The organism is Limnomicrobium aquaticum (assembly GCF_040545545.1).
Classification (GTDB): domain Bacteria; phylum Pseudomonadota; class Alphaproteobacteria; order Rhizobiales; family Rhizobiaceae; genus Ensifer_A; species Ensifer_A aquaticum.
Window position 1 is genome coordinate 74,796 of the sequence record NZ_JBEPMB010000006.1, and the last position, 19,588, is coordinate 94,383.

A 19,588-nucleotide genomic window follows, 5' to 3' on the forward strand; every position below is an offset into this window, starting at 1 on the left:
GTTACCAAAAGCTGAAGGGGACGCGTGTTTGGGGAAATAAATCCTCTGGCCTCTTGCGCAACTGTGACCTTCGCGCGCGCAGAAACGGCAGACGGCATTTTCCGAAATTATATATTAAATCTATAGACAAATTGGAAACAGGATTTCTCGCGTGAGGGCCGGTCTGCGGCGAGACTGGCATGGTCACGTCTCAAAAGGATCGTTGCGATCCACATGATGGAAGGAACCAGCCATGACCGCGCATGCCGAGACTGCCGCAAGCTCCCCCTATTCCGCAGCGTCTGCACCCGTGGCGCGCACCTTCAACGCCGATCACTACCATTTCATAGAGGTGCGCCGGGCCTCCCCGTTTGTCGGCGCCTATATCTCAGGCGTCGATCTTTCGCAGCCCGTCAGCGATGCGGTGTTTTCCGAGATCGAGACGGCGCTCGCCGCGCATGGCGTCATCTTCTTCCGCGATCAGGATCTGACGCCGGAGCAGCATATCGCGCTCGCCACCCGCTTCGGCGAGATCGACGTCAACCGCTTCTTCCGCGCGGTCGAGGGCTACCCGCAGATTGCCGAAGTGCGCAAGGAGGCCGGGCAGAAGAACAATATCGGCGGCGGCTGGCATACCGATCACAGCTATGACCAGATCCCGGCGACCGCCTCGCTACTCTATGCCCGCGAACTGCCGGAGCTTGGCGGCGACACGATCTTCGCCAGCACGGTCGCAGCTTTTGAAGCGCTGTCGCCCGGCCTGCAGAAAACACTCGAAACGCTCGATGCCTTCCATTCCAGCCGCCATGTCTTCGGCGCGGCGGCCAAGGCAAAGGCCAATAACGATCTCGGCGAGCGGATCGGCAATGCGGAACTGGCCACCCAGGACGCCATCCACCCGGTCGCCTTCCGGCATCCGCTGACCGGGGATAAATCGCTCTATGTCAATCCGGGCTTCACGCTGCGCATCAACGGCTGGACCGAACAGGAGTCACAAGGCCTGCTCTCATCGCTTTACGAGCATATCAAGAAGCCGGAATTCGCCCATCGTTTCGCCTGGGAAGTCGGCTCGCTCGCCATCTGGGACAATCGGACCACCTGGCATCTCGCCGTGAACGACTATTCCGGCGAACGCCGCCTGCTCCACCGCATCACGGTCAGGGGCCGCTAATCCCGCAGCCCGACCGCCTCGCGAAGCCGGCAACCTCCCCGCCGGCTTCGCGGGGGAGTGCATCAGAGGTCCGACGCCAAAATATCGGCCACGCCTTCCGTTTGCTGCTGTGCTTCCGCAACAAGCGCCGCCCAATCGTCAGGCGGATTGCCGTTTTTCAGCATACGCGCGAAGACGGCATAGGCATCTGTCTTGCTGTCATAAGCGCGCTTGGTCTTCTCATCGTTCACCCAGGCAAGCACGATGACTTTCCGTTCCTCGTGGTAGCGGAAAAAGAGGCGGTATTGCTGGACATATTTGCCGCGGAACCAGTGCTTGTAAGCGTCACCCAAGGTCGATCCCTGCCGGAATTTCGGATCGGCGGGATTGGCGGGGATTTCCTCGAAGGCCATTTTCCGGGTGGCGGCCAGCAGCTTGGCGGCGCGCTTCTGGCGGTAGTTCTCCGGCTCCGCCGCGCGGGCCTTGCGAACCTCATCCATCATGGCGTGGAGCGCATCCGCGAAGAGCGGATGCAGATAGATTGTCCAGCCATTGATCTTCAGATTACTCATCGGGAATCGGCACGTCCAGATCGATCTCGACACCCTCGATCAACGTATCGATCTCGTGGAGAAGGCGCGCATCGAGCGGCTTGATCGTGGCATTCGCCGGGATGTCGCGCTCCAGAAAGGCGAGGAATTCGTCCAGAACGGGATCGGCTTCGTCGGCCTCCAGCTTCGGCTCGATCACGACAGTGCCATCGGCCAAGCCCTTGAAAACGATGCCGCCTTTGCGGACGCCGAGCATCTTGCGGATGGCGGCAGGCACGGTCGTCTGCCCGCGTTCGGTGATGGTGGCGTCGATTTCGATGGTTGCGCGGCTGGCCATGGCAAGCTCCTTTTGAGCGAAGGTAATGCAAATGCATTGCATCGTCAATGTTCAGCGGGTCAGCACCGCAGCCGCCCCAGCCACCGCCTCCCCTAGAGCCTTCAGCAATCCCGACGGCAAGCGGCTGACCTGCCAGAAGAGCGGGATGTCGAGGGTGGCGCCGGGAACGAGTTCTACGAGCGTCCCATTCGCCATGTCATCCACCACCAGCATATCCGGATTGCAGCCCCAGCCGAGGCCGAGGCGGCAGGCGATGACGAAGCCGTGGGGGGACGGGACCCAGTTGAGGGGCGGTGTCAAGTCGCGTCCGAAATGTCGTTGCATCCACTGGCTTTGCAGCCGGTCCTTGCGGTTGAAGGCGAGCGATGGCGCGAGCGCCAGTGTCTCGGGCGTAACGCCATCGGCGAAGTTTTGCGCCATGAAATCCGGGCTGGCATTGGCGCGATAGGTCAGGCTTCCCAGCGGCTTGACGCGGCAGCCCTGCACCGGCTTGTCCTCTGACGTGACGGCGGCCAGAACCTCGCCGCGCCGAAGCCATTCGGCCGTGTGATCCTGATCGTCCACCTTGATCTCCACGAGATGGCCGGTCTTCTCAGAGAAGTCCGCCACCGCCATCAGGAACCAGCTATCGAGACTGTCGGCGTTCACAGCCACCGGGATCGTCGCCCTGCCCTCGCCTTCGAGGCTGAGACCCGGCAAGTCGGCAGAAAGCTCGCCTTCCAGCGTCGAGACGGCATCGAAATGGCGGCAGAGCGCGCGACCCTGTGGCGTCGGCTCGGCCGGCTGGCCCCGGCGGACAAGAACCGCGCCGACCTTTTCCTCCAGCGCCTTGATCCGCTGCGACACCGCCGAGGGCGTGACATGGAGTGCGTGCGCGGCGCGTTCGAAGCTTCCCTCCCGCACGACGGCGGCGAGCGCGGCAAGGGCGGCATAATCCAGCATCTTCAGTTTTCCTAATCTCAATTTAGAAAAGTTAGTTTTACTGAAGCGCGGATGTGGGAGAGAAGGCAAGCCTCATCATCCGGAATTGTCCATGCTTTCGATCTTCGCCACCGGCTTTGCCACCAGTCTCGGCCTCATCGTCGCCATCGGCGCACAGAATGCGTTTCTGCTGCGGCAGGGACTGCGGAAGGAGCACGTGCTTGTGCTCTCCTCCATCTGCGCGGTGTCCGATGCAGTGCTGATTTCGGCCGGCGTGGCGGGCTTCGGCGCGGCCATGCAGGCGCTGCCATGGCTCGAACCTGTGATGCGCTATGGCGGCGCGGCCTTCGTGGCGCTTTACGGGTTGAAGAGCCTGTGGTCGGCTTTTCATGTGACAAGCGGCCTGAACCCTGCGGATGCGCCGGCCATGCCGCTCATGACAGCCGTGCTGACCTGCCTGGCGTTCACCTGGGCCAACCCGCATTGTTATCTCGACACGGTTGTCTTTGTCGGCTCGATCTCGACGCGCTTTGCGCCGAACCAGTGGATTTTCGGCGCGGGCGCTGCGAGCGCCTCGGTCGTCTTCTTTTTTGCGCTCGGCTATGGCGCGCGGCTGGCGGCCCCGCTGATGGCGCGACCGGCGGCGTGGCGTGTGCTGGATGCCGGCATCGGTGTCATCATGGGCGCGATTGCGCTGCGTCTAGTCACGCTGCAGTAGGTTAAACTTTCTCCACAATCGCATTTGCCCTCTTTACGTCCGATTTGTTATATCATAACACGTAACAATATAACATTTAGGACTTTGGAATGCATTCTCATGCCACCCCGCCGCGCGCCACAAGCGATCGCGTCAGTCTGTTGCAGCACTCGGCGCTCTTTCGCGTCGGGCTGGCTGCTATTGCGCTGGGCGGGCTCTGGCTTGCGATTGCCTGGGCGATGTCACTGTCATGACCCAAGCTGCGATTTCCCTCGAAAACCTCACGGTCGCCTATAACCGGCATCCGGCTGTGCATCACGTGTCTGGTTCGCTCGCGCGCGGTAGCCTGACGGCAATCGCCGGCCCGAACGGTGCTGGCAAATCGACATTGCTGCGCGCCATCATGGGCGAGTTAAAGCCGGCAGAGGGCGAAATTCGCCGTGCTGTCCCGAGCCGCGATTATGGGTATCTACCGCAGGCAGCCGATATCAACCGGCGCTTCCCGGTCTCCGTCATGGACACGGTTGTGACGGGGGCCTGGAAGCGTGCCGGTGCATTTGGCGGCATCGGACGTGCCGAGCGGCGGAAGGCATCCGAGGCGCTGGTCGCGGTGGGGCTCGAAGGCTTCGAAGCGCGGCCGATCGGCTCGCTTTCGGCCGGGCAGTTCCAGCGCACGCTTTTCGCGCGGCTTCTGTTGCAGGATGCCTCCGTGATCATTCTCGACGAGCCCTTCACCGCCATCGACAGCCGCACGACGCAGGACCTGATCGACATCGTGTTGCGCTGGCATGGCGAGGGCCGCACGGTCGTTGCCGTGCTGCACGATCACGAGCAGGTGCGTCAGCATTTTCCGCAGACGCTGCTCATTGCGCGCGAACTCATCGGCTGGGGGCCGACCGAAGAGGTCATGACCGACCAGAACCTGAAACGCGCCCGCGCGCTGGCCGAGCGCTGGGACGACAACGCTCCGGTCTGCGAGGTGCCGGCATGAGCGTCTACGATCTCCTTGTCGCGCCCTTCATGGACTACGGCTTCATGCGCCGGGCGCTTGTCGCCTGCCTCTGCCTGGCACTGGGTGCCGCGCCGATCGGCATGTTTCTTTCCATGCGTCGCATGAGCCTGATGGGCGATGCGCTGAGCCACGCAGTCCTGCCGGGCGCGGCCATCGGCTATCTCGTCGCCGGCTCGCTATCCCTGACGGCAATGGGCATTGGCGGGCTGATCGCGGGCTTGTCCGTCGCGCTGCTTGCCGGCGTCGTCAGCCGCATGACGGTGCTGCAGGAGGACGCCAGCTTTGCGAGTTTCTATCTGATTTCGCTCGCCGCCGGCGTGCTCATCGTGTCGCTGCGCGGCTCCAATATCGATCTGCTGCATGTGCTTTTCGGCACCATTCTCGCCATCGACAACGATGCGCTGATGCTCATCGGCACGATCACTTCGCTGACGCTGGTGGCGCTCGCGGTAATCTACCGGCCGCTGGTCATCGATTGCTTCGATCCCGGCTTCCTGCGGGCCGTCGGCGGGCGCGGGCCGCTCATCCATGGGCTGTTCATGCTGATGGTCGTGCTCAATCTCGTGGCGAGCTTCCAGGCCCTCGGCACGCTGATGGCAGTCGGACTGATGATGCTGCCGGCGGCGATTGCGCAGCTCTGGGCGCGCACGCTTCCCGCCATGCTCGCCATCTCGGTCGTGACGGCCTTCGTCTCCGGCTATGCCGGGTTGATTGCCTCCTACCATCTCGAACTCGCCTCCGGCCCGACAATCATTGTTGCTGCGGCGATCATCTACGCCGTCTCGCTGGTCGCGGCCCCATCGGGCCTCATGAGCCGGTATATCCGCCGGCCGCATCTCGCCAACTGATCCCATTTCCCAACTGAACAGGAGTTTTCTCATGCAGAAACGTCTTCTCCTCCTCGGCCTCGCGCTCCCCTTTGCCTTTGCAGGCGCGGCTTCGGCCAAGGACCTCAACGTGGTGGCCTCGTTTACCGTTCTGGCGGATGTCGTCCATCAGGTCGGCGGCGACAAGGTCAAGGTGACGAGCCTTGTCCAGCCGAACGGCGACCCCCATGAGTTCCAGCCGTCGCCGGCCGATGCCAAGCACCTCAAGGCCGCCGATGTCGTCTTCGTTTCGGGCGAAGGCCTGGAAGGCTGGATGGACCGCCTGATCTCGGCGTCGGGCACCAAGAACAAGCCCGTCACCGTTTCGGAAGGCATCAAGCTCAACCAGATGGAAGAAGGCGGCAAGACCGTGACCGACCCGCATGTCTGGAACAGCCCGGTCAACGTCAAGGTCTGGGTGAAGAATATCGAAGCGGCGCTGAAGGCCGCCGATCCGGAAGACGCCGCCGTCTTCACCGCCAATGCGGATTCCTACCAGAAGAAGCTCGACGCGATGGACGCCTTCGCGCATCAGAAGATCGACAAGATCCCGGAAGATCGCCGCAAGGTTCTGACGAGCCATGACGCGTTCGGCTATTTCGGGGCGGAATACAAGGTGAAGTTCCTGTCGCCGCTCGGCGTTTCGACCGAGACGGAAGCCTCGGCCGCCAACGTTGCCAAGCTGATCGACCAGATCAAGTCGGAAGGTGTGAAGACCTACTTCTTCGAAAACTCCAACGACCCGCGCCTCGTCAAGCAGGTCGCCAAGGCCACCGGCGCGACCTCCGGCGGCGAGCTCTATGTCGAATCGCTGTCGAAGCAGGACGGCCCGGCTTCGACCTATGAGAAGATGTTCCGCTTCAACGTCGAGCAGCTTTCTGCTGCCATGCAGAAGAACAGCTAAAGCGCCGAAGCCATCAGTTCGGCCGACAGTTCGGGTCCCTCCTTGCCGTCGGCCTGCCCCTCCCAAGCCCCCGGGAGGGGCACCCCACTTGGGTGCCCTCGTCAGCCCGTCACGGCATCGCGGCTGGCGGCCAGAATTTCATCCTGCACATCGTCACTGACGACCGCACGCGCCAGCACCATGGCGCCGACGATCTGGGACAGGAACTGCCAGGCTTTGTCCTTTTCGCCCAGTCTCTCCGCAATCTCCCTCTGTGCCTGCTTGAGCTGATCTTCGAAAACCTGCCGAGTGGGTGCCGCCGCGCGGGCCACATCCGCGGCCAAAGCCGGCATCAGGCAACCGCTTTCGGGATGATCGATATGGGCGCGGCTGAGATAGCGCGCCACCTCTTCCGCGGCCCAAGTCTCAACTGATCGTTCGGGATTTCGTGACCAGCGGGCGCGGCTGCGCTCCATCTCGTTGACAATCACCGCATCCAGCAGACCGGCCTTGGAACCGAAATGGGCATAGACCGCGCCGGACGTGACGCCAGCGGCTTCCGCCAACGCATCGACGCCGGTGGCGGCGAAGCCCTTTTTCTTCGCGGCAGCGCCAGCTGCCTTCAGCAGCTCGCGCCGCTTCTGATCCTTGTAACCATCCTGATAGCGCATGCCCGCCTCGCCCCATCGTCCTTGACAGGTCTCCTTCATATCACATAACGTTCGTTATTGTAACGGTCGTTATCAGGGAGGAACCGATGACGGACCAGACGGGCCGGAAGGCCGCGCTGATCATTGGTGCGGGCGATGCGACGGGTGCTGCGATTGCCAGGCGCTTCGCGCGCGGCGGCTATGCGGCCTGCGTGACGCGCCGGTCTGCGGACAAGCTTGAAGGGCTCGTCGAGGCCATACGGGCAGAAGGCGGAGAGGCGCATGGCTTTGCGGCGGATGCGCGCAAGGAAGACGACGTCGTGGCGCTTGTGGAGCGGATCGAGCGCGAGGTCGGGCCGATCGAGGTCATGGTCTTCAACATCGGTGCCAATGTCCCCGCAAGCATTCTGGAAGAGACCGCGAGAAAGTACTTCAAAATCTGGGAGATGGCCTGTTTCAGCGCGTTTCTGAGTGGCCGCGAAGTCGCCAGGCGCATGGTGGAGCGTCAGCGCGGCACGATCATCTTCACCGGTGCGACGGCATCGCTTCGAGGGTCTGCAAACTTCGCCGCCTTTTCCGGTGCGAAACATGCGCTCCGCGCGCTGGCGCAAAGCATGGCGCGCGAGCTGCAGCCGAAGAACATCCATGTCGCCCATGTCGTCATCGACGGGGCGATCGATACGGATTTCATCCGCGAAAGCTTCCCCGAGCGATATGCGCTGAAGGACCAGGACGGCATTCTCAATCCCGATCACATCGCCGAAAACTACTGGCATCTCCACACTCAGCCGCGCGACGCCTGGACGCATGAACTGGATCTGCGCCCCTGGACAGAGCGCTGGTAGCCCCCTCACCTCACAAGGACCATCCTCATGAAACAGGTGGAATTCTTCTTCGATGTCGGCAGCCCATTCAGCCATATTGCGTGGCGGGCGCTGCCGGAAATTGCGGCGCGCAACGGGGCGGAGATCGTCTGGCGGCCGATCCTGATCGGCGGCGTCTTCAAGGCGACGGGCAATGTGAGCCCGATGACGGTTCCCGCCAAGGGCAGCTATTCCACCATCGATCTCTATCGCTGGGCGGATTATTACGGCATCCCCTTCCAGATGAACCCGCATTTTCCGATCAACACTCTGCCGCTGATGCGCGGCGCGACCGCCATGCTCAAGCGCGGCCCCAAGGCGCTGGAAGACTATCTCGATGCGATCTTTCCGGCGATGTTCGAGCAGCCGGTCAATCTCGGCGACGTGCAGGAGATCGGCAGGGTGCTTGCCCGGGCCGGCATCGACCCACAGGCACTGTTGGCCGAGATCGCCACGGATGCAGTGAAGGACAAGCTGAGAACCGACACGGACGAAGCCGTTCAACGCGGCGTCTTCGGCGCGCCGACCTTCTTTGTCGGCAAGGACATGTTCTGGGGGCAGGATCGGCTGATGTTTGTCGAGCGGGCGCTGAAGGGGTAAAGGACTTTCGAGGTTGACAAAGCGTGGTCTCTCGCCAAACTTCCAAGCAACTGATGGAGGTCAGCCATGCCGGGCAGTATTCAGGTCAAGGTCAGCGGGAAGCTTGAAGACCATGTTCGCCAGCAGACCGAAAATGGCCTCTACGAGGATGCGGGCGAATATATTCGTGCGCTGATCCGGCAGGATTTGCAGTCCGAAGAAGACGGATGGCGTTTTCTCGAGGATGAGTTGGCCCCCGCTCTCGCCGCTTCAGACGATGAATATGTGACCGTTCGCGCCGAGGACGTCATCCGTCGCAACATTCGGCGATGACATGGCGGCCTTGAGCCGAGATTGCCCCTCACCGCGTCTTAAACGGCGCCATGCCCATCCGCGCCAGTTCATCCGCGCGCTCATTCTCCGGGTGGCCTGCGTGGCCCTTGACCCAGTGGAGCGTTACCTTGTGGCGGTCGCGGGCGGCCTCCAGTGCCTGCCAGAGTTCTGCATTCTTGACCGGCTTCCTGTCGGCGGTCTTCCAGCCGTTTTTCTTCCAGCCGAAAATCCACTTGGAAATGCCGTCCTTCACATAGGCGCTATCCGTGTAGAGATCGACCTCGCAAGGGCTCTTCAGCGCGTTCAGCGCTTCGATGGCCGCCATCAGTTCCATGCGGTTGTTGGTCGTCTCGGCTTCGCCGCCGGACATTTCCTTTTCCTTGTCGCCATAACGCAGGATCGCGCCCCAGCCGCCAGGGCCGGGATTGCCCGAACAGGCGCCATCGGTGAAGATATCGACATGCTTCATGGGAATGCTTTCTTACAAGCCGTAATCGGCGGCGCTTTTGACATGCGCGTGGAAGCGCAGCTTGCGCAGATATTCGAGCGGGTCCTTCTTGACCACCAGCGCGCCCGGAGGCGTTTCCAGCCAATCATAAAGTCGCGTGAGGAAGAAGCGCAGCGCCGAGCCGCGCGCGAGGATCGGCAGCGCGGCAGCCTCCGCCTCGGAAAGCGGACGAACCTCCTGATAGCCTTCCAGAAGCGCCATGCCCTTGGTGAGGTTGAACGAGCCATCCTTCTCGAAGCACCAGGCGTTCAGGCAGATCGCCACGTCATAGGCGAGGAAATCGTTGCAGGCGAAATAGAAGTCGATGAGGCCGGAAAAGGTCTCGCCGAGGAAGAAGACGTTATCCGGGAAGGCATCGGCATGGATGACGCCCGCCGGCAGGCCCTTCGGCCAGTTGGCTTCGAGAAAGGCCAGTTCGCTGGGGATTTCATCGCGCAGCGTCGCGTCGATCTCGTGGACGCGGGCTTCTGACTTGTCCCAGAGCGGCCGCCAGCCGGCAACGGAAAGCGCGTTTCGCCGGGTGATTTCGAAGCCCTCGCCGGCGAGATGCATGGCCGCGATCGCCTTGCCGGTCTCGCGGCAGTGCACGACCGTCGGCTTGCGCGGCCACATGCCTTCCAGGAAGGTCACCATCGCAGCCGGGCGGCCGGCGAGCTGGCCCAGCATCCCGCCATCCCTGCGGATGAGCGGAAGCGGACAGGACAGACCGTTCTTCGCCAGATGCTGCATCAGACCGAGAAAGAAGGGCAGATCGGCAGGATCGACGCGCTTTTCATAAAGCGTGAGGATGAAGGAGCCTTCTGTCGTGTGAAGCAGGAAGTTCGAGTTCTCGACGCCCTCGGCAATCCCCTTGTAGGAGGTCAGCCGGCCGGCGTCATAGTCGCCCAGGAAGGCGGAAAGCTCATCTTCCGAGATGTCGGTGTAAACGGCCAAGGCGGGGCTCCTCGCAGGTCAATCACCGCTCTCATGCCCCGAATCGGGCGTGAAATGCAACAGGCATGCAAGGCCGTTCGGAAGTTCGCAACGCTGCGCCGATGTGGTGATCAGGCGCGGCGCAGTTTCGCCGGCAGGCGGCTCGGCGAGCCTTCGCCAGTCTCGGGCTGCTCGCTTTCCATGGGGACCGGATGGCCCAGCCGTTCCTGAAGGAAACGCCGCGCCGCTTCCGCCGGCATCGGCCTGCCGAGAAGATAGCCCTGGCCGATGTCGCAGCCCAGCGAGCGCAGGTAGGCGAGCTGCTCTTCGTCCTCGATCCCTTCGGCTGTCGTCTTCACGCCGAGGCCGGAGCCGAGGGCCACGATGGCGCGGATGACCTTGTCCTGGCGCTCGCCCTTGTTCATGGCGGTCACGAAGCTTCGGTCAATCTTGATCGTGTCGAAGGAGAAGCCGGAAAGTTGGGAGAGGCTGGAGTAACCGGTGCCGAAATCGTCAAGCGCGATACGGGCGCCCGCCTCCATGAGGTCGCCCAGCACCTTTTGCGCGGCGGGATAGTCCTTCATCACGCTGCTTTCGGTGATTTCAAGCTCCAGCCTTGTCGGCGAGAACCCCTCTTCCGACATGATTCTGATCAGGCGGAGCCCGATAACGGCGTCGCTCAGGAGAACCGGGGAAAGGTTGAACGCGAGGCCGACATGTTTCGGCCAATTGCGCGCCTCGGCACAGCAGAGCCGCAGCAGATGCTCGGTCAGCGGGACGATCAGGCCGGTTTCTTCCGCAAGAGGGATGAATTCGCCGGGCGATACGAATTCGCCCGGCTGCAATTCCCAACGCGCAAGCGCCTCAAAGCCGTAGACGCTGTTCGTCCTGAGATCGATCAGTGGCTGGAAATGAGGGATGATCGTGCCTTCGCGAACGGCGCGTTTGAGGGCGCCTTCCAGGCGGGCCCGTTTGTAAACGTCCTGCTCCATGAAGGGAGCAAAGGCCACGGCCCGGTTGCGACCGGAAGACTTGGCGGCATACATGGCATAGTCGGACTGGAGGATGGCGGCATTCAGGCTCTCAGGGCTGCCAGAGGCCAATCCGTAGCCGACGCTTGCGCCGACATCGACCGTCATGACGTCCGCATCAATAGGCGCTGTCAGTTGCTGGACGATCCTTTGAGCGGCTGCCGCGGCCTCTTCGGCGTCAGCCCCGTCAGTGATCACCAGGAACTCGTCGCCGCCGATGCGGTAGATCGTGCCTTCTGGGAACGAACATTTCAGACGTTCTGCAACCGTCTTGAGGACTTCATTTCCGACCGCATGTCCAAAGAGGTCGTTGACGCGCTTGAACCCGTCGAGATCGACCGAGAAAACCGTCTTCGGCGAGCTCCGACCGCCCCCTGCAGCGGCGATTTCCCGATCCAGAAGGCGCCGGTTCGGAAGTTCTGTCAGCGCGTCGTGTGTCGCGATCCATTCGACATTGCGTTCGGCTTCACGGCGCCGGCGGTTCTCCAGGGTCAGGTCCTTGACGCGCAATACGGAATAGATCAGCCCGATCAGACCCGCAATGTTCAGGGAGACGAAGAGGTCGTCGAAATAATACACGCGGTAGGCGTCGAGAAAGCCGTCAACATAACGATGAAGATGCAACTCGATCGCAACGAAAGCGACAGACGTGAACACGGTGGCCCAGCCGATCACCTCGCCCAGAACTTTCCTGCCGCTCTTTTGCCCCATCAACTCGTCCCACCCAGGCGGTGCCAAACAGATTATGTCTGCTTTATGGCAAGTTATAGCCTTCTAAAATTTCATAGAAATTAAAGACTATCATTTATTTCGGGTAAACGACGCAATCGGACGCATTGCTACCCCAAAAAAACGCTCAGCCGTTGACAAAAGCCATGTCCTGATTGGTGAGTTCCACATCGCGCAGCTCGCGATTGACGAGGAAGTGTTCGTTTTCCTCTGCCGTCACCGCGAGATCGACAGTGGCATCGAATCGCGACTTGAAGGCTGCGATGATCTCGTTGACGATCACTTCCGGCGCGGATGCTCCCGCAGACAGGCCGACGACCGAGATGTCGCCGAGATTGTCCCAGTCGATTTCCGAGGCGCGCTGCACGAGCAAGGACTTCCTGGCGCCAGCTTTCTCGGCGACCTCCACGAGGCGCTTGGAATTGGACGAGTTCGGCGCGCCCACGATCAGGAAAAGATCGCATCCGGGAGCCGCATGCTTGACCGCTTCCTGCCGGTTGGTCGTGGCATAGCAGATGCTGTCGGCGGCGGGTGCCGAGAGATTGGGGAAGCGCTCCTGCAGGCGCGCGATCACGCCGGCCGTGTCATCGACCGAAAGCGTGGTCTGGGTGACATAGCCCAGGTTTTCAGAATCGGCCGGCTCATAGCGATCGGCATCCTCAACCGTTTCGATGAGCGAGACGGCGCCCGGCTCGAGCTGGCCCATCGTGCCGATGACTTCAGGATGGCCGGCATGGCCGATCAGCACGACATGGCGGCCGAGGCGCTGGTGGCGCATGGCCTGCTTGTGCACCTTGGAAACGAGCGGGCATGTCGCGTCGAGATAGAAGAGGTTGCGCGCCTCAGCATCCGCCGGCACCGATTTCGGCACGCCATGTGCGGAGAACACCACCGGCTGCATGCGATGTTCGGCCGGGATTTCGTCCAGCTCCTCAACGAAGACCGCGCCCTTGGCTTCCAGCCCTTCCACGACGAACCGGTTGTGCACGATCTCGTGGCGGACATAAACGGGCGCACCAAAGCGCTTGAGCGCCAGAACGACGATCTGAATGGCGCGATCGACGCCGGCACAGAAGCCGCGCGGTTCACAAAGCCGGATTGTGAGCGGACGCTTCATGGAAACCTCAGACATGCACGCCGGCAATCAGCACGGCGATCATCGCGATGATGGCCGGCATTCCTTGCGTGAACAGGATCTTCCTGCTCGCCGACCAGGCGCCATAGACTGCGGCGACGATGACGCAGGCGAGGAAGAAGACCTTCAACTCATAGGCAAACATGGCCGAGGGATGGACGAGGCTCCAGAAAAGACCCGCGGCAAGAAAGCCGTTGTAAAGCCCCTGATTGGCGCCGAGCACCTTTGTCTCCTCGGCCTTTTCCTGTGTCATGCCGAAGGTGCGCAGACCTGCCGGCTTCGTCCAGAGAAACATTTCGAGATAAAGGATATAGACATGCTCGAGAGCGACAAGGGCTGTCAGCACGGCGGCGGCAATGGTCATTTCTCACTCCCCGATTTGCGTTCGCGGAACCAGAATATCGCGACGACGACGGCCAATGTTGCTGCAAGGCCATACCATGTCACCGCATATTGTAAATGATTATTGGGAAAGTCGAATTGGGTGACGCCGCCAATGGGCAGGCCGCCCGGATTGGGCGCATCATTGGCATCGATGAAGAACTGCAGGACGCGACCCTTGGTGAGCCCCGCATGGGCCGTCATGGCGTCGAGGTCTTTCCAGTAGAATATGTTCTTCGCCAGGTCGTTCTCCGGCACCATCATCGATGGCTTGCCATCGAGCCGTGAGCGAGCAAGGCCGGTGACCGTCACTTCACCCGCAACCTGCCCCGTCATGCGCGTGGCCGGCTCCTTCCTGTCGTAGGGCACGAAGCCGCGATTGACGAAGATGAACTCACTGCCCGCAAGCTTCAGCGGCGTATAGACATAATAGCCGGGCTCGCCGTCATGCGTGGCGAAGAAGTACTGCTCATGTGCGTGATCAAATGTACCCGACACGTTGACGGGGCGATAATCCACATCGTCGCCGGAGGCCAGTACCGCTCCGAGCTTGTCGACACCGACCGGGGCCATGGCGCGCCGTTCGGCAATGTCGGACAGCAGCTCTTCCTTCCACTGCAGACGATGAACCTGCCAGGTGCCCAAAGCGATGAGAACGGTAAAGCTGACGGCCAGCAACACGAGTGTCGCTATCCGGCGGACCCAGCGCCAGAAAGGGCGAGCCGCGCGACGGCCGTCTGCGATATTGTCAGCCACGGTCGATCTCGCCCGGCCTTGCGTTGTTGGCATATTGCAGGGTGATGAGCACGCCCTTGAGCGAACGCATCAGCGCGAGCCCGGCGATGATCATCAGAGGTATCCAGAGCACGAATTGCAGCCACATGGGCGGTTCGTAGGTCACCTGCATCCAGAAGGCAAGGCCGACGAAGATGAAGCCTATGATCAGCAGCACGAAGACCACCGGGCCGTCGCCGGCGTCGATGAAAGAATAGTCCAGACCGCAATTCGAGCAGGCGGGCTTGACCTTGGTGAAGCCCTCGAACAGCGCCCCCTCGCCGCAACGCGGGCATCGGCAGCGCAGGCCGGCCGAGATGGCATTGACGGGAGGATAGATCGCCGAATCGTTGTTATCTGGCTGCACGACTTGATCCTTTGTCAAAACGTTCCCAGAGCATTTCCGGTGAAATCCGGATCACCTGAAATGCTCCATCCATTTGTTTTTCCGCAGTCCGGACGCCAAACAGGTTTCCACTTTCAGCTCGGAATTGCTCTAACGCTTACTTGATCACGTCCGCCCATTCCGGGTGGCGCAGCGTCTGCGCCTTGAAGAAAGGGCAGAGCGGGATGATCTTCCAGCCGCCTTTTCGCGCCTCTTCCACGGCATGCAGGGCCAACGCCTGACCCACACCCTTTCCGCGCAACGCATCCGGAACGCCGGTGTGATCGATGATGATCAGTTCCGTCGATGCGCGCGAATAGGACATTTCCGCTTCATGGCCCTCAAGCGTGGCGACATAGCGACCGCCGGAGCCCGATTTCTCTTCGCGAATGTCCATGGGAAGCGTCCTTTTGAAATGAAAGCGGCGCGGACCAGCCGCGCCGCCGGATATTCGTTTTTCAGCCTGCCTCAGCCATGCGCCAGCGGCGCACCCCAGCCACCCCAGATGTAGATGGCGAAGAAGAGGAAGAGCCAGACGACGTCAACGAAGTGCCAGTACCATGCGGCGGCCTCGAAGCCGAAATGCTGCTTCGGCGTGAAATCGCCCTTCAATGCACGCACCAGGCAGACCAGCAGGAAGATCGTCCCAACGATGACGTGGAAACCGTGAAAACCGGTCGCCATGAAGAAGGTCGCGCCGTAGATCGAGTTCTTGAAGGCGAAGGGAGCGTGGGCATACTCGTAGCCCTGCACGAAGGTGAAGAGCAGGCCGAGCAGCACGGTGAGCGTCAGGCCGTTGATCAGGCCCTTTCGGTCGCCGTGAAGCAGGGCATGGTGCGCCCAGGTCACCGTCGTGCCCGAAAGCAGGAGGATCACGGTGTTGTAGATCGGCAGGTGCCATGGATCGAGAACCTCGATGCCCTTCGGCGGCCAGTGACCGCCGGTGAAGGCGGTGCGAGCAGCCTGGATAGCCTCGCCCGGGAACAGGCTGGCGTCAAAGAAGGCCCAGAACCAGGCGACGAAGAACATCACTTCGGACGCGATGAACATGATCATGCCGTAGCGCAGGTGCAGCGATACGACGCGCGTGTGGTGACCTTCGTGAGCTTCCTTGATCGTGTCGGCCCACCAGGCAAACATGGTGTAGAGCACCAGCACGAGGCCGATGAAGAAGACCCACGGATTGGCGAGGTTCACGCCAAACAGTTCGAAGGGCTGTGCGGAAAGATAGCGCATGTAGGACACGCCACCGATCGCCATGATGAAGGCGCCGATCGAAGCCAGGAACGGCCACGGGCTCGGATCGATGATGTGATAGTCGTGTTGTCTGTTATGTCCGTCTGCCATGTCAGTCTTCCCCGGATTTCAATCCCGCCCCGGATACCCGAGGCTCTCCTCATGAAAATTCAAAGCTTCTTCGCCGCATCCACCGGCTTCTTCGCATCGGCGACCGGGCGGGTCTTCTCATGCGGATAGAAGGTGTAGGACAGCGTGATGGTTCCGATGCTCTTGGTCTCGCGATCCTTGACGATGTCAGGATCGACGAAGAAGAGCACCGGCATTTCCAGTTCTTCCCCCGGCTTCAGCGTGGTCTCGGTGAAGCAGAAGCACTGGATCTTGTTGAAATAGGCCCCGGCCTGTTCCGGCGTCACGTTGAACGTCGCCTGGCCGGTCAGTTCCTTGTCGGACGTGTTCTTCGCGTGGAAGAAAATCTGCTTTGTCTCGCCGATCTTCATGACGACTTCGCGCTGATCGGGCTTGAAGTCCCACGCAAGTCCAGGTGTGACGTTGCCGTCGAAGCGGACCTTGATGTTCTGGTCGAGGATCACGCTGGAGGCCTGCTCCACCGTCTTCACGGTGCCGCCATAACCGGTAACCTTGCAGAACATGCTGTAGAGCGGCACGGCGGCATAGGACAGGCCGATCATGCCGAAGAATATGCCGAGGCAGGCCGCGACGACGACGCCGTTGCGTCTCTGTTGTGTTCCTGTCGCCATGATCCCCTCCCCTGTTCCCAGTCACACCGGCTTGCTGCCGAACTTGATGATCGTGATCACGTAGAACACGGCCACCAAACCGGCGAGGACCAGACCAAGCGCAATGTTGCGGCCCCGGCGGGATTTCTGCTGCGCTTCCGTGAGCTTCACCGTTTCGATGTCCATCAGATCAGGCCTCCCAAATGCGAGATGCTTGCCGCGTAATGGTCGACCATCAGCGCGGAGAAGATCACGAAGAGATAGAGGATCGAATAGGCGAAGAGCTTCTTGGCCGGCATCATCTTCTGGTCGTTCTCGTCCATGCGGTAGACGCCGATGGACATGGCGACGAAGATGAGGCCGAGAATACCGGCGAAGGCGCCGTACCAGACGCTGGCGAGCCCAGTGAAGGTCGGCGAGACGCCGGCAATGGCCGTCAGGACCGAGTAGAGCACGATCTGTGTCTTCGTCGTCGCAACACCCGAGACGTTGGGCAGCATGGGCACGCCGGCCGCGCCGTAATCCTTCATCTTGAAGAGTGCCAGCGCCCAGAAATGGGCAGGCGTCCACAGGAAGATGATGAGGAAAAGACAGATGCTGTCGATTGATACGCCGCCGGTCACGCAGGCCCAGCCGATCATGGGCGGGAAGGCACCGGCAGCACCGCCGATGACGATGTTCTGCGGTGTCGAGCGCTTGAGCCACATCGTATAGATGACGGCGTAGAAGAAAATGGTGAAGGCGAGCAGGCCGGCAGACAGCGTGTTGACGGCGAGGCCCAGAATGGCGACCGAAAAGGCAGAGAGCACGAGGCCGAAGGCTAGCGCTTCGCTCGGCACGATCTTGCCGGCGGGGATGGGACGGGTTGCCGTGCGCGCCATGACAGCGTCGATATCGGCGTCATACCACATGTTCAGCGCGCCGGATGCGCCGGCACCGACAGCGATGCAGATGATCGCAAAGAGCGCCATGACAGGGTTGATCGTGCCAGGCGCCAGGACCAGTCCGGCGAAGGCCGTGAAGACGACCAGCGACATGACGCGCGGCTTCAGCAGCGCAAAGAAATCCCCGGCAGAGGCTTCGGAAATCCGGGACCCTGCCTCAATGTTGGAGATTTCGCGGTTGTCGACCAGAGACATAAACTGAACCTGCTTTTACCCTGTGCACCCGTCCGGAAACGGATTCATGAAGAAGGAAGCGCCGCCATGAAAGCGGCGCTTCGTTTCGTTGTCCGCCTACTTGATGCGGGGCAGCTGTTCCCACTGGTGAGTCGGCGGCGGCGAAGACAGCTGCCATTCCAGCGTATCGGCGCCAGCGCCCCACGGATTGTCGCCAGCAACGCGCTTCTTCATGAAGGCCTCGATGATGCAGATGAAGAACACGACAACACCGGCGGCCGAAACGTAGGAGCCGATGGACGAGACATAGTTCCAGCCGGCAAATGCATCCGGATAGTCGATGTAGCGGCGCGGCATCCCCGCGAGGCCGAGGAAGTGCTGCGGGAAGAAGACCATGTTCACGCCGACGAACATGATGAAGAAATGCAGGTTGCCCAGCGTTTCATTGTACATGTATCCGGTCATCTTCGGGAACCAGTAGTACCAGGCGGCGAAGATCGCGAAGACGGCGCCGAGCGACAGAACGTAGTGGAAGTGGGCCACCACGTAATAGGTGTCATGCACCGCGCGGTCGAGACCGGCGTTTGCCAGCTGCACGCCCGTCACACCGCCGACGGTGAACAGGAAGATGAAGCCGATCGCCCAGATCATCGGTGTGCGGAACGAGATCGAGCCGCCCCACATCGTTGCGATCCAGGAGAAGATCTTCACGCCCGTCGGCACCGCGATAACCATCGTGGCGAAGAGGAAGTAACGCTGCGTGTTGAGCGACAGACCGACCGTGTACATGTGGTGCGCCCACACGATGAAGCCGACCGCACCGATTGCCACCATCGCGTAAGCCATGCCGAGATAGCCAAAGACTGGCTTGCGCGAGAAGGTCGAGATGATGTGGCTGATGATGCCGAAGCCGGGCAGGATCAGGATATACACTTCCGGGTGACCGAAGAACCAGAACAGGTGCTGGAAGAGGATCGGGTCACCGCCGTTTTCCGGCGCGAAGAAGGACGTGCCGAAGTTGCGGTCGGTCAGGAGCATGGTGATGCCGCCGGCGAGAACGGGCAACGACAGCAGCAGAAGGAAGGCGGTGATCAGAACCGACCAGGCAAACAGCGGCATCTTGTGCAGCGTCATGCCGGGAGCTCGCATGTTCATGATCGTGGTGATGAAGTTGATCGCGCCGAGGATCGAGGATGCGCCGGCGACGTGAAGCGCCAGGATCGCAAGGTCGACCGCCGGTCCGGGTGTTCCGGACGTGGCAAGCGGCGGATACATGGTCCAGCCGCCACCCACGCCGTAACCGCCAGCCGGCCCTTGCGCGAACATCGAGAGGATAAGCAGCAGGAAGGCAGGCACGATCAGCCAGAACGAAATGTTGTTCATGCGCGGGAAGGCCATGTCCGGCGCACCGATCATGATCGGGATCATCCAGTTGGCGAAGCCGCCGATCAGCGCCGGCATGACCATGAAGAAGATCATGATGAGCGCGTGCGCGGTCGTGAAGACGTTGTACATCTGCTTGCCGCCGTCAATGGCGGCATCGCCTTCGAAGCCGTAGACCATCGAGGCCAGACCGTGGAAGATCTGGATGCCCGGTTCCTGCAGCTCCATGCGCATGACGACGGAGAGTGCGCCGCCGACGACGCCGGCCATGATCGCGAAGATCAGGTAGAGCGTGCCGATGTCCTTGTGGTTGGTCGAGAGGAACCAACGCGTGAAGAAACCCGGAGCGTGGTGATGATCGTGGCCCGCATGGTCGTCGTGACCGTGGGCGTGATCATGGGCGTGATCGTGATTGCTAGCCATCCTGATGTTCCC

Annotated in this window: 26 protein-coding genes; 9 read left to right on the forward strand and 17 right to left on the reverse strand. The window is 61.4% G+C overall.

Going from position 1 to position 19,588, the window contains the following annotated elements; genetic code table 11:
• Positions 1-232 precede the first annotated feature (232 nt).
• Entirely contained in the window at positions 233-1,150 is a 918-nt protein-coding gene (locus tag ABID16_RS17220; RefSeq protein WP_354557599.1) for a TauD/TfdA dioxygenase family protein, read from the forward strand.
• Positions 1,151-1,212: 62 nt separating this feature from the next.
• Here ABID16_RS17220 and ABID16_RS17225 read toward each other — a convergent pair whose 3' ends face one another.
• The 3 genes from ABID16_RS17225 to ABID16_RS17235 are packed head-to-tail and all read right to left on the reverse strand — an operon-like array spanning position 1,213 to position 2,959.
• On the reverse strand, positions 1,213-1,701 hold the full coding sequence (locus ABID16_RS17225) for a type II toxin-antitoxin system YhaV family toxin (protein WP_354557600.1): 489 nt from the start codon (positions 1,699-1,701) through the stop codon (positions 1,213-1,215).
• Positions 1,694-2,017: a type II toxin-antitoxin system PrlF family antitoxin gene (locus tag ABID16_RS17230; RefSeq protein ID WP_354557601.1), complete on the reverse strand. Its 324-nt coding sequence runs from the start codon at positions 2,015-2,017 to the stop codon at positions 1,694-1,696. Before ABID16_RS17230 ends, ABID16_RS17225 begins: the two co-directional genes overlap by 8 nt.
• Positions 2,018-2,068: 51 nt before the next feature.
• A complete protein-coding gene (locus tag ABID16_RS17235; protein ID WP_354557602.1) occupies positions 2,069-2,959 on the reverse strand; it encodes a LysR family transcriptional regulator ArgP in 891 nt (296 codons plus the stop codon).
• A 91-nt stretch (positions 2,960-3,050) separates the two neighbouring features.
• Here ABID16_RS17235 and ABID16_RS17240 point away from each other — a divergent pair, with 91 nt between their 5' ends.
• The 5 genes from ABID16_RS17240 to ABID16_RS17260 all read left to right on the forward strand — a co-directional run bounded on the left by ABID16_RS17240 (position 3,051) and on the right by ABID16_RS17260 (position 6,417).
• The gene (locus tag ABID16_RS17240) at positions 3,051-3,656 is read left to right on the forward strand and encodes a LysE/ArgO family amino acid transporter (protein ID WP_354557603.1); all 606 of its coding nucleotides are present in this window, start codon (positions 3,051-3,053) and stop codon (positions 3,654-3,656) included.
• 89 nt (positions 3,657-3,745) lie between these two features.
• Positions 3,746-3,889, forward strand: coding sequence for a hypothetical protein (locus ABID16_RS17245; protein ID WP_354557604.1), 144 nt, complete (start codon positions 3,746-3,748; stop codon positions 3,887-3,889).
• Complete coding sequence (locus ABID16_RS17250) at positions 3,886-4,626, forward strand: metal ABC transporter ATP-binding protein (RefSeq protein ID WP_354557605.1); 741 nt, start codon at positions 3,886-3,888, stop codon at positions 4,624-4,626. Before ABID16_RS17245 ends, ABID16_RS17250 begins: the two co-directional genes overlap by 4 nt.
• Entirely contained in the window at positions 4,623-5,495 is an 873-nt protein-coding gene (locus ABID16_RS17255; protein ID WP_354557606.1) for a metal ABC transporter permease, read from the forward strand. The genes ABID16_RS17250 and ABID16_RS17255 overlap by 4 nt, the downstream gene beginning before the upstream one ends.
• Before the next feature lie 31 nt (positions 5,496-5,526).
• The gene (locus ABID16_RS17260) at positions 5,527-6,417 is read left to right on the forward strand and encodes a metal ABC transporter substrate-binding protein (protein ID WP_354557607.1); all 891 of its coding nucleotides are present in this window, start codon (positions 5,527-5,529) and stop codon (positions 6,415-6,417) included.
• 101 nt (positions 6,418-6,518) lie between these two features.
• Here the strand turns inward: ABID16_RS17260 and ABID16_RS17265 are convergent, their stop codons facing one another.
• Entirely contained in the window at positions 6,519-7,067 is a 549-nt protein-coding gene (locus ABID16_RS17265; RefSeq protein WP_354557608.1) for a TetR/AcrR family transcriptional regulator, read from the reverse strand.
• 86 nt (positions 7,068-7,153) lie between these two features.
• On the opposite strand from ABID16_RS17265, the gene ABID16_RS17270 reads away from it, so the two are divergent.
• The 3 genes from ABID16_RS17270 (at position 7,154) to ABID16_RS17280 (ending at position 8,821) form a co-directional block, all read left to right on the forward strand.
• Complete coding sequence (locus tag ABID16_RS17270; protein WP_354557609.1) at positions 7,154-7,891, forward strand: SDR family oxidoreductase; 738 nt, start codon at positions 7,154-7,156, stop codon at positions 7,889-7,891.
• Between the two features lie 27 nt (positions 7,892-7,918).
• Complete coding sequence (locus ABID16_RS17275; RefSeq protein WP_354557610.1) at positions 7,919-8,509, forward strand: 2-hydroxychromene-2-carboxylate isomerase; 591 nt, start codon at positions 7,919-7,921, stop codon at positions 8,507-8,509.
• A 66-nt stretch (positions 8,510-8,575) separates the two neighbouring features.
• Positions 8,576-8,821 (forward strand): transcriptional regulator, encoded by a 246-nt coding sequence (locus ABID16_RS17280; RefSeq protein ID WP_354557611.1) that lies wholly within the window; start codon positions 8,576-8,578, stop codon positions 8,819-8,821.
• Between the two features lie 28 nt (positions 8,822-8,849).
• Here the strand turns inward: ABID16_RS17280 and rnhA are convergent, their stop codons facing one another.
• From rnhA to ctaD, 13 genes are all read right to left on the reverse strand, one after another.
• Positions 8,850-9,290: a ribonuclease HI gene (rnhA, locus tag ABID16_RS17285; RefSeq protein ID WP_354557612.1), complete on the reverse strand. Its 441-nt coding sequence runs from the start codon at positions 9,288-9,290 to the stop codon at positions 8,850-8,852.
• Between the two features lie 12 nt (positions 9,291-9,302).
• Positions 9,303-10,262 carry a homoserine kinase gene (locus ABID16_RS17290; protein ID WP_354557613.1) on the reverse strand — a complete coding sequence of 320 codons (960 nt, stop codon included), beginning with the start codon at positions 10,260-10,262 and terminating at the stop codon, positions 9,303-9,305.
• A 110-nt stretch (positions 10,263-10,372) separates the two neighbouring features.
• Complete coding sequence (locus tag ABID16_RS17295; RefSeq protein WP_354557614.1) at positions 10,373-11,983, reverse strand: putative bifunctional diguanylate cyclase/phosphodiesterase; 1,611 nt, start codon at positions 11,981-11,983, stop codon at positions 10,373-10,375.
• 145 nt (positions 11,984-12,128) lie between these two features.
• A complete protein-coding gene (ispH, locus tag ABID16_RS17300; protein WP_354557615.1) occupies positions 12,129-13,118 on the reverse strand; it encodes a 4-hydroxy-3-methylbut-2-enyl diphosphate reductase in 990 nt (329 codons plus the stop codon).
• A 7-nt stretch (positions 13,119-13,125) separates the two neighbouring features.
• Positions 13,126-13,500, reverse strand: a complete 375-nt coding sequence (locus tag ABID16_RS17305) for a DUF1304 domain-containing protein (RefSeq protein ID WP_354557616.1) — start codon at positions 13,498-13,500, stop codon at positions 13,126-13,128.
• Positions 13,497-14,306: an SURF1 family protein gene (locus ABID16_RS17310; RefSeq protein WP_435532442.1), complete on the reverse strand. Its 810-nt coding sequence runs from the start codon at positions 14,304-14,306 to the stop codon at positions 13,497-13,499. Before ABID16_RS17310 ends, ABID16_RS17305 begins: the two co-directional genes overlap by 4 nt.
• Positions 14,266-14,658, reverse strand: a complete 393-nt coding sequence (locus ABID16_RS17315) for a DUF983 domain-containing protein (RefSeq protein ID WP_354557618.1) — start codon at positions 14,656-14,658, stop codon at positions 14,266-14,268. The genes ABID16_RS17310 and ABID16_RS17315 overlap by 41 nt, the downstream gene beginning before the upstream one ends.
• 136 nt (positions 14,659-14,794) lie before the next feature.
• Positions 14,795-15,073, reverse strand: coding sequence for a GNAT family N-acetyltransferase (locus tag ABID16_RS17320; RefSeq protein ID WP_354557619.1), 279 nt, complete (start codon positions 15,071-15,073; stop codon positions 14,795-14,797).
• A 71-nt stretch (positions 15,074-15,144) separates the two neighbouring features.
• Positions 15,145-16,023 carry a cytochrome c oxidase subunit 3 gene (locus tag ABID16_RS17325; protein ID WP_354557620.1) on the reverse strand — a complete coding sequence of 293 codons (879 nt, stop codon included), beginning with the start codon at positions 16,021-16,023 and terminating at the stop codon, positions 15,145-15,147.
• A gap of 59 nt (positions 16,024-16,082) precedes the next feature.
• A complete protein-coding gene (locus ABID16_RS17330; RefSeq protein ID WP_354557621.1) occupies positions 16,083-16,673 on the reverse strand; it encodes a cytochrome c oxidase assembly protein in 591 nt (196 codons plus the stop codon).
• 21 nt (positions 16,674-16,694) lie between these two features.
• Complete coding sequence (locus tag ABID16_RS17335) at positions 16,695-16,832, reverse strand: cytochrome c oxidase system small membrane protein (protein WP_494337806.1); 138 nt, start codon at positions 16,830-16,832, stop codon at positions 16,695-16,697.
• Between the two features lie 5 nt (positions 16,833-16,837).
• Positions 16,838-17,791: a heme o synthase gene (locus ABID16_RS17340; RefSeq protein ID WP_354557622.1), complete on the reverse strand. Its 954-nt coding sequence runs from the start codon at positions 17,789-17,791 to the stop codon at positions 16,838-16,840.
• A 96-nt stretch (positions 17,792-17,887) separates the two neighbouring features.
• Complete coding sequence (gene ctaD / locus ABID16_RS17345; RefSeq protein WP_354557623.1) at positions 17,888-19,576, reverse strand: cytochrome c oxidase subunit I; 1,689 nt, start codon at positions 19,574-19,576, stop codon at positions 17,888-17,890.
• Positions 19,577-19,588 lie beyond the last annotated feature (12 nt).

What these genes read in the sequence shown, in the direction of transcription:
- ABID16_RS17220 (WP_354557599.1), top strand. Translation starts at nt 233, where the DNA reads ATGACCGCGCATGCCGAGACTGCCGCAAGCTCCCCCTATTCCGCAGCG.
- ABID16_RS17225 (WP_354557600.1), bottom strand. Translation starts at nt 1,701, where the DNA reads ATGAGTAATCTGAAGATCAATGGCTGGACAATCTATCTGCATCCGCTC.
- ABID16_RS17230 (WP_354557601.1), bottom strand. Translation starts at nt 2,017, where the DNA reads ATGGCCAGCCGCGCAACCATCGAAATCGACGCCACCATCACCGAACGC.
- ABID16_RS17235 (WP_354557602.1), bottom strand. Translation starts at nt 2,959, where the DNA reads ATGCTGGATTATGCCGCCCTTGCCGCGCTCGCCGCCGTCGTGCGGGAG.
- ABID16_RS17240 (WP_354557603.1), top strand. Translation starts at nt 3,051, where the DNA reads ATGCTTTCGATCTTCGCCACCGGCTTTGCCACCAGTCTCGGCCTCATC.
- ABID16_RS17245 (WP_354557604.1), top strand. Translation starts at nt 3,746, where the DNA reads ATGCATTCTCATGCCACCCCGCCGCGCGCCACAAGCGATCGCGTCAGT.
- ABID16_RS17250 (WP_354557605.1), top strand. Translation starts at nt 3,886, where the DNA reads ATGACCCAAGCTGCGATTTCCCTCGAAAACCTCACGGTCGCCTATAAC.
- ABID16_RS17255 (WP_354557606.1), top strand. Translation starts at nt 4,623, where the DNA reads ATGAGCGTCTACGATCTCCTTGTCGCGCCCTTCATGGACTACGGCTTC.
- ABID16_RS17260 (WP_354557607.1), top strand. Translation starts at nt 5,527, where the DNA reads ATGCAGAAACGTCTTCTCCTCCTCGGCCTCGCGCTCCCCTTTGCCTTT.
- ABID16_RS17265 (WP_354557608.1), bottom strand. Translation starts at nt 7,067, where the DNA reads ATGCGCTATCAGGATGGTTACAAGGATCAGAAGCGGCGCGAGCTGCTG.
- ABID16_RS17270 (WP_354557609.1), top strand. Translation starts at nt 7,154, where the DNA reads ATGACGGACCAGACGGGCCGGAAGGCCGCGCTGATCATTGGTGCGGGC.
- ABID16_RS17275 (WP_354557610.1), top strand. Translation starts at nt 7,919, where the DNA reads ATGAAACAGGTGGAATTCTTCTTCGATGTCGGCAGCCCATTCAGCCAT.
- ABID16_RS17280 (WP_354557611.1), top strand. Translation starts at nt 8,576, where the DNA reads ATGCCGGGCAGTATTCAGGTCAAGGTCAGCGGGAAGCTTGAAGACCAT.
- rnhA (WP_354557612.1), bottom strand. Translation starts at nt 9,290, where the DNA reads ATGAAGCATGTCGATATCTTCACCGATGGCGCCTGTTCGGGCAATCCC.
- ABID16_RS17295 (WP_354557614.1), bottom strand. Translation starts at nt 11,983, where the DNA reads ATGGGGCAAAAGAGCGGCAGGAAAGTTCTGGGCGAGGTGATCGGCTGG.
- ispH (WP_354557615.1), bottom strand. Translation starts at nt 13,118, where the DNA reads ATGAAGCGTCCGCTCACAATCCGGCTTTGTGAACCGCGCGGCTTCTGT.
- ABID16_RS17305 (WP_354557616.1), bottom strand. Translation starts at nt 13,500, where the DNA reads ATGACCATTGCCGCCGCCGTGCTGACAGCCCTTGTCGCTCTCGAGCAT.
- ABID16_RS17310 (WP_435532442.1), bottom strand. Translation starts at nt 14,306, where the DNA reads ATGCCAACAACGCAAGGCCGGGCGAGATCGACCGTGGCTGACAATATC.
- ABID16_RS17320 (WP_354557619.1), bottom strand. Translation starts at nt 15,073, where the DNA reads ATGGACATTCGCGAAGAGAAATCGGGCTCCGGCGGTCGCTATGTCGCC.
- ABID16_RS17325 (WP_354557620.1), bottom strand. Translation starts at nt 16,023, where the DNA reads ATGGCAGACGGACATAACAGACAACACGACTATCACATCATCGATCCG.
- ABID16_RS17330 (WP_354557621.1), bottom strand. Translation starts at nt 16,673, where the DNA reads ATGGCGACAGGAACACAACAGAGACGCAACGGCGTCGTCGTCGCGGCC.
- ABID16_RS17340 (WP_354557622.1), bottom strand. Translation starts at nt 17,791, where the DNA reads ATGTCTCTGGTCGACAACCGCGAAATCTCCAACATTGAGGCAGGGTCC.
- ctaD (WP_354557623.1), bottom strand. Translation starts at nt 19,576, where the DNA reads ATGGCTAGCAATCACGATCACGCCCATGATCACGCCCACGGTCACGAC.